Source organism: Bacillus sp. OxB-1, from assembly GCF_000829195.1.
Classification (GTDB): domain Bacteria; phylum Bacillota; class Bacilli; order Bacillales_A; family Planococcaceae; genus Sporosarcina.
In genome coordinates, this window is sequence record NZ_AP013294.1 from 498718 (window position 1) to 513239 (window position 14522).

Below are 14522 nucleotides of genomic sequence, written 5' to 3' on the forward strand. Positions count from 1 at the left end.
CAGGTTTTTTTATGAAAAAAGCAATTCTCCTTTTGATGTCCGTTCAATTTTTTGTGTATTTGGGATTCGGCATCGTCATTCCGATCTTGCCTGAAGTGGTTCTTCATGAGGGGTATTCCGAGGTGCATGTTGGTGGACTGCTCACTGTGTATGCGCTCGCATCCTTTTTCACTGCCCCGTTTTGGGGCGCATTCTCCGATCGAACCGGCCGAAAGAAGTTGATTCTGGTCGGGCTCGTCGGTTTCAGCGCAAGTTTCTTTTTATTCGCGTTGTTCATGCAAAACTTGGCGCTTCTCTATTTCTCTCGGGTAGTCGGTGGGGTGTTCTCAGGGGCGCTATATACGGCGGTCACCGGGTTTGTCGCGGATATGACGGATGAGGAGAATCGAAATAAATACATGGGTCTCCTGGGCATGTCCATTGGGCTCGGTTTCATTTTTGGACCGGCTATCGGTGGAATATTGGGCCATATCGATCTTCAAGCCCCTTATTTGGCATCCGGTATCCTTACCTTGCTTCTCCTAGTCTATGCCCAGTTTGTGTTGAAAGAGCCTGAGCGTCGGGGTGAGGCCAACAAACGGGCGCTCCTCCCGAAAGGCGGCGCCACGTTATGGCAATACCGGATCCGCTATCTCTTCTTGACCTCGTTCATGGTGACGTTCATCCTGGCAGGAATTGAAGCGACGTTCCAGTTGTTTCAAATCAATCAAATCAGCATTACGCCGTTGCAGGTCGGCTACTTGTTCATGGCGAGCGGCTTGGTCGATGCGGCCATCCAGGGCGGTGTCGTGCGCCGGGTGAAAAACGGGACGGAAACGACATGGATTCTCGTGGCACAATTGATTACAGCAGCCGGCTTGCTGCTCATTCCGTTCACGACAAACCTATTTTGGGCCGGATTCGCGCTAAGCGTCTTCACTGCTGGAAACGCATTGGCCCGGACCGTGCTCGTCTCCCTGACAACAAAGGAATCGGGTGGAAAATACGGAACAGCTGCCGGCATGACCTACTCGATGGATAATATGGGGCGCATTATCGGGCCGCTGTTGTTCACGTGGATTTTCACGAGAGAAGCGGGGAATATGTATTACATCTCCGCCATTCTTGCTGTCCTTTCGATACTCCTGCTTTTCACCTTCCGGAAATCGACCCATTCATTGCGGAATGCGGATGCCGCTGCGAACTGATAATTGGTTTTCAACTAAGAAGGTTTCGGCTTTCCATAGTGGAGCACGAAACCTTTTTCTCTTACGAGCCATATGATAGAGGACTGGGATATCCATCCGCGTTGCTCCACTGGCCCATTCCCGGCACACTCCGGTATAATGAACTCATGACGACACTCGGAAGGAGGACGTTTGGTGACTCACTTGATTAGTCTGTCTGTTACGATCATCCTCATCCTGAACATCCTCCTGGCAATCGCCCTAATTTTCTTGGAAAGACGAGACCCCACCGCTACATGGGCTTGGCTTCTCGTTCTGTTCTTCATCCCGTTTTTCGGGTTTTTCATCTACCTTCTGCTCGGCAGAAGGCTGCGGGAGGATGAACTATTCCGTTGGGAGGGCCGCCATAAAATCGGGATTGATCAATTGATTGATTATCAAATCGAAGCAATCGAAGACAGCACGCTCGATTTCCGGTTGGATGATACGGCTCATTACAAAGACATGATTTACATGCACTTGCGAAATAACCATGCGGTCTTGACACAGGATAATGATGTACAGATTTTCAATGATGGAAGAGAAAAATTCGCCTCTCTTCTCAAAGACTTGGAGCAAGCGAAAGATCATATCCATTTCCAATATTATATTTTGCGTTTAGACAACTTGGGTAACCGGATTTTGGATGTGCTTATACGGAAAGCGAAACAAGGCGTCCGGGTCCGGGTCCTGTTCGACGATATCGGGTCACGCGGCTTGCGCAAAAAGCACCTGAAAGAGCTGGTGGAGGCAGGCGGAGAAGTGGAAGCTTTCTTTCCCGCCATTCTTCCCCTCATCAACCCCCGCCTGAACTATCGGAACCACCGGAAGATTGTCGTCATCGATGGTCGGATCGGCTATATCGGCGGGTTCAATGTGGGAGATGAATATTTAGGATTGTCCAAGCGGTTCGGCTACTGGCGGGATACCCATCTCCGGATCGAGGGCAGTGCGCTGCATCCATTGCAAACCCGTTTCATCCTGGATTGGAATCAAGCTTCCTCCGAAAAGCATCAAATCGAATATTCGGATCGCTATTTCCCAGCGATTCCGAGGAAAGGCAGCGTCGGGATGCAAATCGTCTCGAGCGGGCCCGACTCGGAGTGGGAACATATCAAAGACGGTTATTTGAAGATGATTTTCCTTGCCAAAAAGTATATTTACATCCAGACCCCGTACTTCATCCCGGATATCAGCTTCCTGGACGCCCTCCGGATTGCCTGTCTGTCGGGGATTGACGTGCGGATCATGATCCCGAACAAGCCGGATCACATGTTTGTCTATTGGGCTACCTATTCGAATGTCGGCAAACTGCTGAAGGCGGGCGCACGGGTTTATATTTATGATAACGGATTTATCCATACGAAGCAGATTGTGGTGGATGATGAATTGTCTACGGTCGGCACCGCCAATATCGATGTGCGGAGTTTTAAATTGAATTTTGAAGTGAATGCGTTCATCTATGATCGGGAAACCTCCCACGCCCTCGCCGAACTTTTCGAACATGATATGCAGTTGGCGACTGAATTGACGTTTGAACTGTATGAAGAACGCTCCAGGACAATCAAATTAAAAGAGTCGATATCCAGGCTCCTTTCACCGATTTTATAAGAAAAACGGACACCCCGATTGCCGGAGTGTCCGTTCTTTCATTCAATCCCCAAGTATTCTTCCAACGTACTGTTTTGCTGATAGATCTCATTTGCTATTTTTTCTCCGACATAGCGGAAATGCCAAGATTCGTACATATAGCCGGTGATCGCTTCCTTGCCTTTCGGATAGCGCATGATGAAGCCGTAACGGTGTGCATTGGCAGCCACCCATTTCCCGGCTTCCGTCTCTTCGAAGGTCGGCGAGGCCCAATGCTTTTCAAAGTTCACTTCCCCGATGTCGAAGGCAAGGCCCGTCTGATGCTCGGAATATCCTGGGCGTGCGCTATACCGGTCCGCAGCTTCCTTGCCATCCCGCGCGACATATCGCTCATACAGCGTCGTCTGGTACTCAAACGACCGGTATGTGCTGAAGGCAGTCAGGTTGAAACCGGACAGTTTCGCTTCTGCGGCCATTTTATTGAACGCGGCGCGGGCTTCCGGGCTTTCTCCTGGATCATGGTCCTTCGGCAACGGATATTTCTTGCTCGCTATGAGCACGCCTTTGATATACGTCGGCTCGGTCGGAAGCTCCTGCCCTTCGATATAACCCCCTGCATCCACTGTCGGCGGCGCCTCTACTTCAGAAGCCTTTTCCTCCGGTTCGGACGTAGATGGCGCAGCGGGCTCCTCTGGTGTCCCTTCTTCCACCTCTCCGCCTGTCGGCAATAAAATCCCCGACTCCCCACCGGGCACTGTTTCTTCCGCCGGTCCTGCGCTTCCCTTCAACCGATTGATACTTTCCTCAATATCCCAATCGTTCATCCCTATCCAAGCGACAGCTCCCGTCATGACAATACCGGATAGGATCAAGGCAATGGTCAACCCATTCCCTCTCTTTTTCCTCCGATCGCGATAATTTCTTTTTTTCATTCCTGCTAGCCTTCCTTCTGCCAAAAATCTCGCTTCTCTGCTGCGTTCTCATTCTATCATTATGTGTCCATATTCATAACTAGAATACGGCCATCCTCGTCTGGAGCAAACGGAACAGTTTTCGCCCTGCCAATAGGACGGTTTAGCGAAAGTTCTGTTCCTTCATCTACTGGCCCCAGACAATATAAATCAGGATGCCAATGAAGGCAATCCCGAAAAACGAGGCCATGCCGGCCATCCACTTCGATTGCCGTTCAAATCCCTGTTCACGGAAGGATTTCGCACGAAAACCGTTCGTCATGGTGAATAAAGCTGTCATCGCCAGCACGGCATAATTCAGATTCCCCTTGACGATGAAATACAGGGAAGCGACTCCGGCCAGCACGATGGCGATTCCCGAAATCCATTTTAAATTCATACAAGATCCCCTCCAAAAAGGCTGGAGATTGCTCTCCAGCCTGTTCTGTCACTTTTTCTTCTTATCATCCGCTTTTTTGATGTCCTCTTCCAACTCTTCTTCAATTTTCTGGACGTCTTCCTTCACTTCGGTCAAATCTACGTTGGCAGCCGTCACTTCTTTATAATAGAACTTCCGGCCTAAGTATGTTTGGAATATGAGGAGCAGACCACCGACAGCCCAATACAACGGCAAGGCAGCCATCGCTTTGAAGGAAATGAACATGATCATGATCGGCGACATGTAGATGAACATCTTCATTTGCTGCTTTTGCTGTTCCGGCATCGTCCAGAGAGACACACGGGCTTGGACAAAGTACACGAGACCCGCCAAGAGCATCATGATTATATCCGGCTCACCGAGACTGAACCATAGGAATGGGTGTGTCTTCACATCCGGCGAGTACAGGATGGCAAAATAGAGCCCCATGATGAACGGCATCTGGATTAATAACGGCAAGCATCCCATGTTCAACGGATTGACGCCATGCTTTGAATAGAGCCCCATCATTTCTTGCTGAATTTTCATCTGCTCTTCTTTTGGCAGATTTTTTTCCCGGGCCTCTTTCATCCGTTTCTGGATGTCTTCCATTTCAGGACGCAACGCATCCATTTTCACTTTCATCTCTTGCTGAGCCTTATAGTTTTTCAACATCAACGGCATCAGTACAAGCCGGATGAGGACAGTGATCAAAATGATCGCCAGACCGTAACTTCCATTGAATTTATCGGCGAAGAAATGCAGCAGGGAGTCCATCGGTTTTACAAAAAAGCTGTAAAACGTGCCCTCTTTGTTCTCCACTCCGGCACATCCGCTTAACAATATGGCGGCTGTCATCAATAAGGTCAATAGACCAATCTTTTTCCTCAATACATTCACCCACTATTAATCAATTGCGCCTCGTCGGAATTGCATCCGGAGGCATCCATTCGTCCAACTTGCTATGACACGACTACTAAAAAGTATACATCAAAAGGCTAGCGCATTACAATGAATGTCCTACACAAAAGAAAACACGCCTCCCAAGTCAGGAAGCGTGCAGTCATTATGGAGTCGTGTTTTCCATCGGTGTATCGCCAGTGGGCTTTTTATGGTAGAGGCCATCGTCTTCAGATGTCGACTTTGTGTCCTGGACCTCTTCATTGTAGTAATGGACACTCGTCTGAGCCCCTTCACTCACCATTTTGTTGTCCTGTAAATCATATGGATCCGAATGGCCGGCCTTCGTATCTGGCGAACGGTTCAATTTTTGTGATTGGACGAGCGAATCGAGTTTCGTCCTCATATTGTTGAATGCGACTTGCGCCTTGTCTCTGTTCTCTTTCTTACTAAAATACGCGTATGCACCGGTTGCCAAAGTAGCAAGCAATAAAGTATTTCGTTTACGTGCCATCTCCATCATCCTTCCAAAAGTGAATTTATATTGGATTGTACAGGGAGTATACCCTTTAATCCAGAATTAGAAACTTCTAGTTAGCAAACGGCGACAGTCGGCACACCTCGAACCTTTTCCTGATAAAACCCTTCAACCCGCGGATTTCACAAACATTCACCAGCCAACTAGCCAAGTCTTCCAAGTTCATTTCGAATATATCAATTTGATTACAACCGTAGTCTTTACCCGGTTTCTTTGCTATGATAACAAAAAGGATTGCTGAGGTGATAGCGCAATGATTCGACCTATGACAGAAACAGATATCATTCATGTTCAACACATCGCTCGAGAAACATGGAGCGCTACGTATGATGGAATCATACCCGAAGAAATTCAAACGGAATTTATCGACCGATCCTACTCAGAAGCCATGTTACGGAAACGGATGGAAAAGACCTGCATGCTTATCGCAGAACACAATGGAGTGCCGGTCGGCTTTGCGAACTTCACGAAGAAAGACGAAGACGGAGACTCCGAACTGACAGCACTTTATATCCTCCCGTCCCATCAACAATACGGGTTTGGACGGAAACTATTCGAATATGCGCTATCCGAATTACAAGATGCACTGCAATTGTTCGTCTATGTGGATCGCCATAACAAAAACGGACGAGCTTTCTATGAAAAACAAGGATTTGAACTCTTAGATGTATTTGATGAATTTTTCGAAGGGCATCCTGTCGAAACAGCCCAATATGTATATTATATCCAAGAGCCTGTGTTGGCTTGAGGGATAGAACGCTGCCTAATTCGCTAGGGAGCGTTTTTTTGCAGAAAATTTTCGATGGAACGGACGCTGAAATAGGTTTTCTCGCTTTACCATGTTTATCCTGAACGACGCGCGGGTATTTATGATGATATACAGATACACCATCTTAAGAAATGGGGACGATACAAATGAAGAAAGAGCTAATTTTCAACTCTGCCGACATGCTGTATACTGTCGCCGGCGCATCCACGTTAACGACGATTGTGTACTTCATCATGCTATCATTGTGAGGGATTTACATGACAGGTTTCAAATAAAAGGCAATCCACCTAAGCTGGGGGATTGCCTTTTATCATGTTCACGCTATGACATCTTCATAGTCCGAATAGCGATCAAATGCCGTCACGACGTAGGAACAGACGGCCTCCATCTTCAGCTCGTTTTCCCGTGCATATTCAGCCGCCCGATCGAGTAATTGCTTGGCAACCCCTTGGCCTCGCAATGTTGGGGAAACGAAAGTATGGTCCATGACCATGACGTCCCCTAGCAAAGTCCATGTAATTTCCGCAATCGTCTTACCATCCTCTTGTTTGCGGAATGCAAACGCGTCACCGCCGAGTTCCACTAATTCGAATTCCATAGTAACTGCCCCTTTCTAAACTGCACTCCATCCGACACGGCGTTCACCCGCCGGATGGTTTTTTATTACTTTATCACAAATTGTACAATTCAGGTTGCGTTAATGTTTCGATTTTTCGGCGATTTGGTTACGATTCTTCCGGTCAAATGTCCAATGGCCGCAGGGAAGCTTCGATTTGTTCCCGACGCGGCTCCAAAAATGGCGGGAGAGCCAGCGATTCGCCCAATGATTCTAGCGGCTCATCTGTCGCAAAGCCTGGTTCATCGGTCGCCAGTTCAAAGAGGATGCCATTCGGCTCCCGGAAATAAATTGATTTGAAATAAAACCTGTCGACTAATCCGCTCGTCATGAAGCCTTGGCTCCGCAACCATTCTTCCCAGCGATCATAGTCGTCCATCGATTTAATGCGGAACGCCACATGATGCACGCTGCCCCGCCCCGGCCTTTCCGCCGGAAGATCCGTTCTCGTTTCGACATGGACCTCCCCGGCCGGACCACCTTCACCTGTCGAGAACACCCGGATGTCCGGCATGCCTGCCACGGTTGATGGATACGAGCCGATTTCCTTGAAATGAAGAACCGACGTCAACACATCCACTGTTGATCCGGCACGGCGAACCGTCAGCGTGACCGGGCCTAATCCGACAATCGCATACTGTTCCGGAATATCTTCGCGAACCCATGGAACACCGTACGGAATTCCCTTGCCATCGTCGACGACCAATTGAAGCCGAGACCCTTCCTGATCCCGGAATGTCAACGTCTTGCGACCGAATCGGTCTTCTATCGCATCCTGCTCAATGCCAAGCTCTGTAAACCGCTGCTGCCAGAAATCCAGCGCCTCTTCGGACATGATCCGGAACGCCGTGTTGCTAATACTCGAGACGCCCGGGTATGTTCTTCCCGCCATCGGGATATCGAAATACGTCATATCCGTCCCCGGAGTCCCGACCGCATCCGCGTAAAACAAATGATACGATGACGTCGAATCTTGGTTCACGGTCTTCTTCACCAGCCGCATACCGAGGACCTTCGTAAAGAAATTGAAATTTTTCTCTGCATCCGCTGTAATGGCGGATACATGATGGATTCCCTCTAATCGCATTGAAATAACCCCTCCCTAATTATCTTGAATTCAAGGTAATTTCATCTTATCATGCTTCTTAAAGGATTACAAAGAATCTGTTTGCGAATAAAAGGAGGATTGACCTAAGATAAAAGGCCGCCCGGTTGCCGGACAGCCTTTCATTTCTATAGTTATCAATTGAACCAGGATTTTATCGATTCGAACAGGTCCGCGAAAAATTGTTTCACCTTTTCCCAGAAACCGGGATCGATTTCACCGAATTTGTCTTTTATTTTCGTAGCCATATCATTCAGCTGGTCGGAAAACTTGGAGAAATCGATGTCCAAGTTCCGAATCCTGTCCATCAAATCGATGAGTAATTGGCGGTCAGCCTCATTCAGCTCGATATTGAGTTTAGACAATTGTTCCTTGACAATCCGTTCGACATCTTCCTTTGTCGCCGGATTTTGTTCAGCGATCTGCTTTTTGATTTCCGTCAGGAGGGTTGACACTTTCTCCTGATCGATACCGGAATCCTTTGCAAATTTCGTTGCCAGATTCAGCTCATCATTCGCCACGTCAGTACGTTCCGTGTCGAGTGTTTCCCCCGTCACTTCATATGCTTTGTAAATGCCGACAAGCGCGGAGTGTCCTGATACTTTTTTCGGCGACGCCACTTCGACGATCGCGTCCTCGATTCCTGCCGTCAGCATGGCATTTGCATACATTTCGGGTGTCACTTCTGTAATATTCTCTTCTGTGACGATGGAAATGACGAGCCCTTTCCCTTCTTCCTGCCGGGTGATTTTGGCGGATGAATACATTCTCGCCTGGCTATTGCCGTTCTTAATATATTTGACTAGGTCATTGCCGTCGACCGTGATTTCTTCGACTTCGGTCTCTTGGTCAACTCCCAAGCTTTTCTTCATCGTCTCTTTTTCAGTTTCCGATAAGTTGGCGCCATACACTACAATGGGGACGCCAAGTTTTTCATCGATCGCCTTTTCAGCTGTGGTGCTCTGGGGGAACAGCACTCCAACCGCCAGCAAAAGGGCCGCTAGTGTCGTGATGATCCGTCTCATAATCATTCTCCTCTCCTATACGGATTAATACGTTGGGAGGACCCGAAAAGTTCCCGATAGAGAATTCATTTCAAAGTTGTCCATCCATCTTCCTGGGTGATCTTCCCTTCCTTCATCAGCCTGCCGAGTGCCCGTTTGAAGGCCCCCTTGCTCATCGTGAACATTTCCTGGATCTCCTCCGGATTTGATTTATCGGTGAACGGCATTTGGCCGCCGCTATCCTGTAAATAACGGAGAATCACTTCCGAATCATCCGCCAGACGCTCCTGTTTCCGCGGAAGCAAAGAACCATTCAACGTTCCGTCATCACGGACCCCGATAACCCGGACGTCCAATTCTTCGCCTAAGCGCGGCTCTTTCTCCCGTTCCGATTGGTGGATGAAAATCCGGTAATTTTCCGGAATGCTTAATAGAAACGTACCGACAGGCAATAAACGATACGCCCTCGCTTTCAAATTGGCATTCGTCAAGGAAGCGGGCGCCGCCGCAATTTGCTCGAGCGCTCTTTCTTCCGTCACCAACCTGCCAAAAAGAGTGCCTCCCAAATCGGTGCGCAGCGTCATATATAGCATATCGTCCGTCTGAGGCCAAAGGGCACGGACCCTTGGCATATCTGCTTTATTCACAAGCACTTCCACAGGAGCCCCAATATCGACGTAGACCCCTTCCTTGGCATCGATGCGGATGACCCGGGCCCAGCCATACGATCCGATTGTCACCCGAGGGAGCTGCGTCGTGGCGGACAGCTCCTTCCGCCGGTTGACATAGAGGAACACGGTTACACGATCCGCTACTTCTAGCGTCTCATCCGCATCCGAAGCATTCATTTGAACATCGCCTTCCAAGATCCATCGAGATCCTTCTTTTGCGATCACTTCCAGTTCGGTCATCGTACCAGGTTGCAATTCTTTCATTCCCAATCGCCTTCCTTTTCTCTTCCCATATTCAATTTCCGGACGAACTCCTCGTCTTGTTTCAGCGCCTCGACCAGGTCGGTGATCCGATCCATCGCATTCCAGCTCAAATGGTGTTCAATCCCTTCTACGTCTCCATAAATATTCTTCTCTTCTACTCCAATAATACGGAGAAACTGCTCCAGCAAATCATGGCGCCGCACGAGCTTCTCGCCGAAGTGCATTCCTTTTTCTGTCAACTCGAGTCCTCTATACCGTTCATAGACCACATAGCCTTCTCGATGCAAGCGTTGCGCCATTTTCGTGACGGAGGAAGGAAGGACGGCAAGTGATTCCGCGACATCCGATACCCGCGCCTCCCCCTTCGCTTCGATATGCAAATAAATCTGTTCGATATAATCTTCCATCCCCGGTGTAGCCAATCGGAACGCCTCCTGTTTATATTCCCGCACGGCACCTTCTCTACTCCTTTAGCCCCCTCATGTTTAGCCGAACTTTTTGCAGGGTAAAATTGAGGTAAGACATGATCAGGAAAGAGGTGATCTGCATGGGCCGAATTATTTGGTTGCTTATCGTTGCCCTGATCGTATTTTGGGTATTAGGGCTTGTCTTCAAAATTGGCGGTGGACTGATCCACCTCCTGCTCGTAGTTGCCGGAATCATTTTTGTCATCCAGCTCTTTACGGGAAAACGGACCGTGTAACGAAAGGGATGTCGACAACATGTCGGCATCCCTTTCTCAGTCATGCTCCATCCTCTTCAGTCTATTTTCGCATAGATGCATGTATTCCGTAAAACATTTCCATCAGGCGACAAGCTATCCTGTTTCAAAACGCCTTCCAGGACGAAGCCCGCCCGCTCCGCAACCCGGCGACTTTTCATATTCGCCTCATCACAACGGATCTCCACCCGCCTTGCTCCCAGTCGTTCAAAAGCAAACTGTTCAATTCTAACAACGGCCTCCGTCATATAGCCATTTCCTTGAAAATCCTTTGACAGCCAATACCCAATTTCGAATTTCGGGATGGACCAATCGATCCGGTGGAGACCGGAAGAACCGATGAATTCCCCTGTTTCTTTATGGTAAATATGAAACCGCAAGTCTTGCCTCGTAATAAAGTTCGCCATTGCCTTTCGCAAACTTTCCTCCGTCATATGTAGCTCGGGTTCCGGTTGCGCCCACGGCATCCATTTCCGCAGCCCTTCCAATGAGCGTTGGATCGCATGTAGCGCATCGGGTGCATCCTCTATTCTAGGAGCCCGGATTAGAAGACGTTCCGATTCAAATGATTCCGGAAAATCCGGAATGCGCCGTGGCGACACAAAGGCCTTAGGCTTGTCCCCATCTTCCCAAATAACAGGCGTCGTCGTTCCCATGATGAAGTCTTCTCGGGTGATTCCATATGTAACGGCATCATAATACTTATTTTCCTTTGGCGAGAACCAAGCATTCCGTAAATGAGCCTCCTTAACAAACCCGGCCCGTTCGAATGTTTTTCTCATAGCTAGATTGTCTTGGCGGGTATGGCCTTCCAATCGGATTTTCTTCTCTTTCAATCCGAATACATACTCCGCGACGAGCCGGAGCGCTTTCGGACCATAGCCAAAACCGCGCGAGGCATCCCCGATTCGCAGATCGAAGAGCGGAATCTCATCTTGCAAGTCGTAGATTTTCACGATGCCGACTTTTTCCCCTTCTTCATTTTCCACCCAGAAGGTTTTCACTTCATCCGATTCATAACCGCCTTCTTCAATTGCCTTTTCAATCATATCGCGGCCAGGGCGTGGAATTCCATGATAGGGCCATGTGTTCGTCGTCATGAAATGGATCAGCTGCTCCTGCTCTTCCATCGTCCATTCTTCCAAGTGCATCTTGTACCGCCTCCATTCTATTTCACATACATGTCTAAAAGAGCTGGTATGCTAAACCAGCTCTTTTTATTGTGACGGGCCCGCCAATCAAAGTGGCGGAATGGTGTTGTCTACTTTTGAACACGCAAGAGTCGTAAGGAATTCAGTACGACCAATAAAGTCGCTCCCATATCCGCAAAAATGGCGATCCAGAGGGTAAGCCATCCGGGAATGATGAGAAGCAGCGCTATAATTTTAAGCCCTAATGCAAACATAATGTTTTCTTTTATGATTCGCAACGTTTTTCTACTTAATTTCATCGTATACGGCAAATTCCGTAAATCATCTGCCATCAATGCGATATCCGCCGTCTCGAGTGCGGCGTCCGTTCCCGCTCCACCCATTGCAATGCCGATGGAAGATGCAGCGAGTGCAGGCGCGTCATTGATGCCGTCTCCGACCATCGCGACACGGCCGTATTGATCTTTCAATTGTTTAATGGCCGTCAGTTTATCTTCCGGCATCAGGCTTGCACGGACATCGGTGACGCCAAGCCTATCGGCGATGGCGGCTGCGGTGCCGGGATGGTCTCCTGTTAACATGACCGTATGCCGGATGCCGATTTCTTTCAGTTTCGCAAGAACCGTCCGGCTTTCTTCCCGCTCCGGATCGGCCACGGCAAGCAATCCACCGTATTGAGCGTCCAGCACGATCGCCATGACGGTTTTTCCTTCTTGCTGAAGAGTGGCGGCTTGCTCTGAGACAGATGACGGCAAGTGGGTCAGTTCATTCGCCCAATCGAGGCTTCCGATTGAAACCATGACGCCGTCAACCTTGCCGTATGCCCCTTTTCCTGTTACCGATTGGAAATCGGATACTTCAGCGGCGCCCGCCCCGTTAGCCCTTGCGAAGTTGACAATCGCTTTGCCAAGAGGGTGTTGGGACAGTGATTCCACCGCGGCGGCCATGCCAAGCAAACGGCGGGCTTCCATCCCCTCTGCTGCAATGAAATCCGTCACTTCCGGATATCCCTTCGTCAATGTACCGGTTTTATCGAAGGCAATCGCATTCAGACGGCCTGTTTCCTCCAAGTGGACGCCGCCTTTGATGAGCACGCCTTGACGGGCAGCATTGCCGATTGCGGTAACAATGGCGACGGGAGTCGAGACAACAAGTGCACATGGACAGCCGACAACAAGAACAGCGAGCCCTTGGTAAATCCATGCATTCCAGTCCCCTCCGAACAACGGCGGGACGACGGCTACTAAAATGGCGATGCCGATAATGATCGGCGTGTAGTACTTGGCAAATTTATCGACGAACTTTTGAGAGGGCGCCTTTTCCGCTTGCGCATCCTCTACGAGATGGATAATTTTTGCGATGGTCGTGTCGCCGACCAATTTGGTCACTTGGACCTCGAGCGCTCCCTCTTCATTCAGCGTTCCGGCAAATACTTCATCCCCCTGTTCTTTCAAAACCGGGACGGACTCGCCTGTGATAGCAGCTTGGTTGATGGTCGTCTTCCCGGATAGGACAGTCCCGTCCATCGCAATCTTTTGTCCGGGCTGGACGACGAGAATATCTCCAACGACGATATCTTCGGTCAATAGTTCAACTAGCTCGCCATCCCGTCTGACCAATGCGGAAGGTGGTGCAATATCCATCAGTTGCCGTATGGACTGACGCGCTTTGTCCATTGAATACGCTTCGAGGGCTTCGCTGACCGCGAATAGGAATACGACAACCGCTCCTTCGCGCCACTCTCCGATGAGGGCCGCCCCGATGATGGCAATCGTCATGAGCGTTTTCATGTCGAATTCTAACCGGACAAGATTGGCCAAGCCCGTTCGGAACATGCCAACCCCTCCGACTACGATGGAGACAGCAAAGAGTGCGATGGCCGCAGGATGCGCTTCACCCATTTGAGAGGAGACGATCGAACCGATTATTAAGAATATCAGTGAAATGAAAGAAACTACGTTTTCTTTTTTCTTAAAAAATGGGGTCCTTGGTGCAACATCACGCTTGCTCTGTTGCAGTGGAACGACCTTGATGCCGTCAAAGGCGCCCGCAGCTTCAAGTTCCTCGATTGTGGCATTGCCGCTGAATCGCAATTTGGAAGCGCCGAAGTTGACTTGGGCCTCTTCAATAGAGGGAAGGTTCTTTACGTTCTGTTCGAATTTCAGCGCACAATTGGCGCATGATAAGTTTTCCAATCGATATTCAGTTTCATTAACTGTTGTCATGATGATCACCTTCTTCGACGGCATGGTCATACGCGATTTTCACAAGTTGATGGACATGGTCATCGGCCAGTGAATAGTAGACCATCTTGCCTTTGCGCATTGATTTTGCGAGGGCATGGTCCCGCAAGTACCGGAGATGGTGAGAAGCGGTGGCAGCCGATCCTCCGATAACCGCTGCTACATCGCACACACACATCTCTTCTTCCAGTGTTAACGAGTACGCGATCTTCAAACGTGTTTCATCCGCCAACGCTTTAAAAATTTGAACCATACCGCCCAACTCCGGGAGCACACCTTGAATCCGCTCTACGACCTCTTCATGGACAACTGTAATGTCACAAACATCTTTCAACGTCATTCTGGACACCTCATTCAAATGTTGGTTTGATTAATCT

The 14522-nt window shown here is 49.2% G+C and carries 16 protein-coding genes; 4 read left to right on the top strand and 12 right to left on the bottom strand.

The window, feature by feature from the left end:
- The first annotated feature begins 11 nt into the window (after positions 1 to 11).
- Positions 12 to 1187 (top strand): MFS transporter, encoded by a 1176-nt coding sequence (locus tag OXB_RS02645; RefSeq protein ID WP_041071653.1) that lies wholly within the window; start codon positions 12 to 14, stop codon positions 1185 to 1187.
- 174 nt (positions 1188 to 1361) lie between these two features.
- Positions 1362 to 2816, top strand: a complete 1455-nt coding sequence (gene cls, locus OXB_RS02650; RefSeq protein ID WP_442852885.1) for a cardiolipin synthase — start codon at positions 1362 to 1364, stop codon at positions 2814 to 2816.
- A gap of 38 nt (positions 2817 to 2854) precedes the next feature.
- Here the strand turns inward: cls and OXB_RS02655 are convergent, their stop codons facing one another.
- The 4 genes from OXB_RS02655 to OXB_RS02670 form a co-directional block, all read right to left on the bottom strand.
- A complete protein-coding gene (locus OXB_RS02655) occupies positions 2855 to 3727 on the bottom strand; it encodes a M15 family metallopeptidase (RefSeq protein ID WP_041071657.1) in 873 nt (290 codons plus the stop codon).
- A 166-nt stretch (positions 3728 to 3893) separates the two neighbouring features.
- Positions 3894 to 4145 (bottom strand): hypothetical protein, encoded by a 252-nt coding sequence (locus OXB_RS02660; RefSeq protein WP_041071659.1) that lies wholly within the window; start codon positions 4143 to 4145, stop codon positions 3894 to 3896.
- 48 nt (positions 4146 to 4193) lie between these two features.
- Complete coding sequence (gene yidC, locus OXB_RS02665) at positions 4194 to 5021, bottom strand: membrane protein insertase YidC (RefSeq protein ID WP_173426036.1); 828 nt, start codon at positions 5019 to 5021, stop codon at positions 4194 to 4196.
- 208 nt (positions 5022 to 5229) lie between these two features.
- The gene (locus OXB_RS02670; protein WP_070098187.1) at positions 5230 to 5577 is read right to left on the bottom strand and encodes a hypothetical protein; all 348 of its coding nucleotides are present in this window, start codon (positions 5575 to 5577) and stop codon (positions 5230 to 5232) included.
- A 277-nt stretch (positions 5578 to 5854) separates the two neighbouring features.
- Here OXB_RS02670 and OXB_RS02675 point away from each other — a divergent pair, with 277 nt between their 5' ends.
- Complete coding sequence (locus tag OXB_RS02675) at positions 5855 to 6349, top strand: GNAT family N-acetyltransferase (protein WP_041071664.1); 495 nt, start codon at positions 5855 to 5857, stop codon at positions 6347 to 6349.
- 337 nt (positions 6350 to 6686) lie between these two features.
- On the opposite strand, the gene OXB_RS02680 is transcribed toward OXB_RS02675, so the two are convergent.
- The 5 genes from OXB_RS02680 to mntR all read right to left on the bottom strand — a co-directional run bounded on the left by OXB_RS02680 (position 6687) and on the right by mntR (position 10452).
- Positions 6687 to 6968 (bottom strand): GNAT family N-acetyltransferase, encoded by a 282-nt coding sequence (locus OXB_RS02680; RefSeq protein WP_041071666.1) that lies wholly within the window; start codon positions 6966 to 6968, stop codon positions 6687 to 6689.
- A gap of 142 nt (positions 6969 to 7110) precedes the next feature.
- On the bottom strand, positions 7111 to 8073 hold the full coding sequence (locus tag OXB_RS02685; RefSeq protein ID WP_041071668.1) for a ring-cleaving dioxygenase: 963 nt from the start codon (positions 8071 to 8073) through the stop codon (positions 7111 to 7113).
- Between the two features lie 155 nt (positions 8074 to 8228).
- On the bottom strand, positions 8229 to 9116 hold the full coding sequence (locus OXB_RS02690; RefSeq protein ID WP_084212370.1) for a DUF1002 domain-containing protein: 888 nt from the start codon (positions 9114 to 9116) through the stop codon (positions 8229 to 8231).
- A gap of 65 nt (positions 9117 to 9181) precedes the next feature.
- The gene (locus OXB_RS02695) at positions 9182 to 10030 is read right to left on the bottom strand and encodes a CvfB family protein (protein WP_041071670.1); all 849 of its coding nucleotides are present in this window, start codon (positions 10028 to 10030) and stop codon (positions 9182 to 9184) included.
- Positions 10027 to 10452 carry a transcriptional regulator MntR gene (gene mntR, locus OXB_RS02700; protein ID WP_041071672.1) on the bottom strand — a complete coding sequence of 142 codons (426 nt, stop codon included), beginning with the start codon at positions 10450 to 10452 and terminating at the stop codon, positions 10027 to 10029. The genes OXB_RS02695 and mntR overlap by 4 nt, the downstream gene beginning before the upstream one ends.
- 125 nt (positions 10453 to 10577) lie before the next feature.
- Between mntR and OXB_RS18600 the strand changes: the two genes are divergently transcribed.
- The gene (locus OXB_RS18600; protein ID WP_173425988.1) at positions 10578 to 10733 is read left to right on the top strand and encodes a lmo0937 family membrane protein; all 156 of its coding nucleotides are present in this window, start codon (positions 10578 to 10580) and stop codon (positions 10731 to 10733) included.
- Between the two features lie 56 nt (positions 10734 to 10789).
- On the opposite strand, the gene OXB_RS02705 is transcribed toward OXB_RS18600, so the two are convergent.
- The 3 genes from OXB_RS02705 to OXB_RS02715 all read right to left on the bottom strand — a co-directional run bounded on the left by OXB_RS02705 (position 10790) and on the right by OXB_RS02715 (position 14485).
- Positions 10790 to 11902: a GNAT family N-acetyltransferase gene (locus tag OXB_RS02705; RefSeq protein WP_041071674.1), complete on the bottom strand. Its 1113-nt coding sequence runs from the start codon at positions 11900 to 11902 to the stop codon at positions 10790 to 10792.
- Positions 11903 to 12012: 110 nt separating this feature from the next.
- On the bottom strand, positions 12013 to 14127 hold the full coding sequence (locus OXB_RS02710) for a heavy metal translocating P-type ATPase (protein WP_041071676.1): 2115 nt from the start codon (positions 14125 to 14127) through the stop codon (positions 12013 to 12015).
- A complete protein-coding gene (locus OXB_RS02715; RefSeq protein ID WP_173425989.1) occupies positions 14114 to 14485 on the bottom strand; it encodes an ArsR/SmtB family transcription factor in 372 nt (123 codons plus the stop codon). The genes OXB_RS02710 and OXB_RS02715 overlap by 14 nt, the downstream gene beginning before the upstream one ends.
- Positions 14486 to 14522 lie beyond the last annotated feature (37 nt).

Coding starts and splice junctions, on each gene's coding strand:
- OXB_RS02645 (WP_041071653.1), top strand. CDS start 12: ATGAAAAAAGCAATTCTCCTTTTGATGTCCGTTCAATTTTTTGTGTAT.
- OXB_RS02655 (WP_041071657.1), bottom strand. CDS start 3,727: ATGAAAAAAAGAAATTATCGCGATCGGAGGAAAAAGAGAGGGAATGGG.
- OXB_RS02660 (WP_041071659.1), bottom strand. CDS start 4,145: ATGAATTTAAAATGGATTTCGGGAATCGCCATCGTGCTGGCCGGAGTC.
- yidC (WP_173426036.1), bottom strand. CDS start 5,021: ATGACAGCCGCCATATTGTTAAGCGGATGTGCCGGAGTGGAGAACAAA.
- OXB_RS02670 (WP_070098187.1), bottom strand. CDS start 5,577: ATGGCACGTAAACGAAATACTTTATTGCTTGCTACTTTGGCAACCGGT.
- OXB_RS02675 (WP_041071664.1), top strand. CDS start 5,855: ATGATTCGACCTATGACAGAAACAGATATCATTCATGTTCAACACATC.
- OXB_RS02680 (WP_041071666.1), bottom strand. CDS start 6,968: ATGGAATTCGAATTAGTGGAACTCGGCGGTGACGCGTTTGCATTCCGC.
- OXB_RS02685 (WP_041071668.1), bottom strand. CDS start 8,073: ATGCGATTAGAGGGAATCCATCATGTATCCGCCATTACAGCGGATGCA.
- OXB_RS02690 (WP_084212370.1), bottom strand. CDS start 9,116: ATGAGACGGATCATCACGACACTAGCGGCCCTTTTGCTGGCGGTTGGA.
- OXB_RS02695 (WP_041071670.1), bottom strand. CDS start 10,030: ATGAAAGAATTGCAACCTGGTACGATGACCGAACTGGAAGTGATCGCA.
- OXB_RS18600 (WP_173425988.1), top strand. CDS start 10,578: ATGGGCCGAATTATTTGGTTGCTTATCGTTGCCCTGATCGTATTTTGG.
- OXB_RS02705 (WP_041071674.1), bottom strand. CDS start 11,902: ATGCACTTGGAAGAATGGACGATGGAAGAGCAGGAGCAGCTGATCCAT.
- OXB_RS02710 (WP_041071676.1), bottom strand. CDS start 14,127: ATGACAACAGTTAATGAAACTGAATATCGATTGGAAAACTTATCATGC.
- OXB_RS02715 (WP_173425989.1), bottom strand. CDS start 14,485: ATGACGTTGAAAGATGTTTGTGACATTACAGTTGTCCATGAAGAGGTC.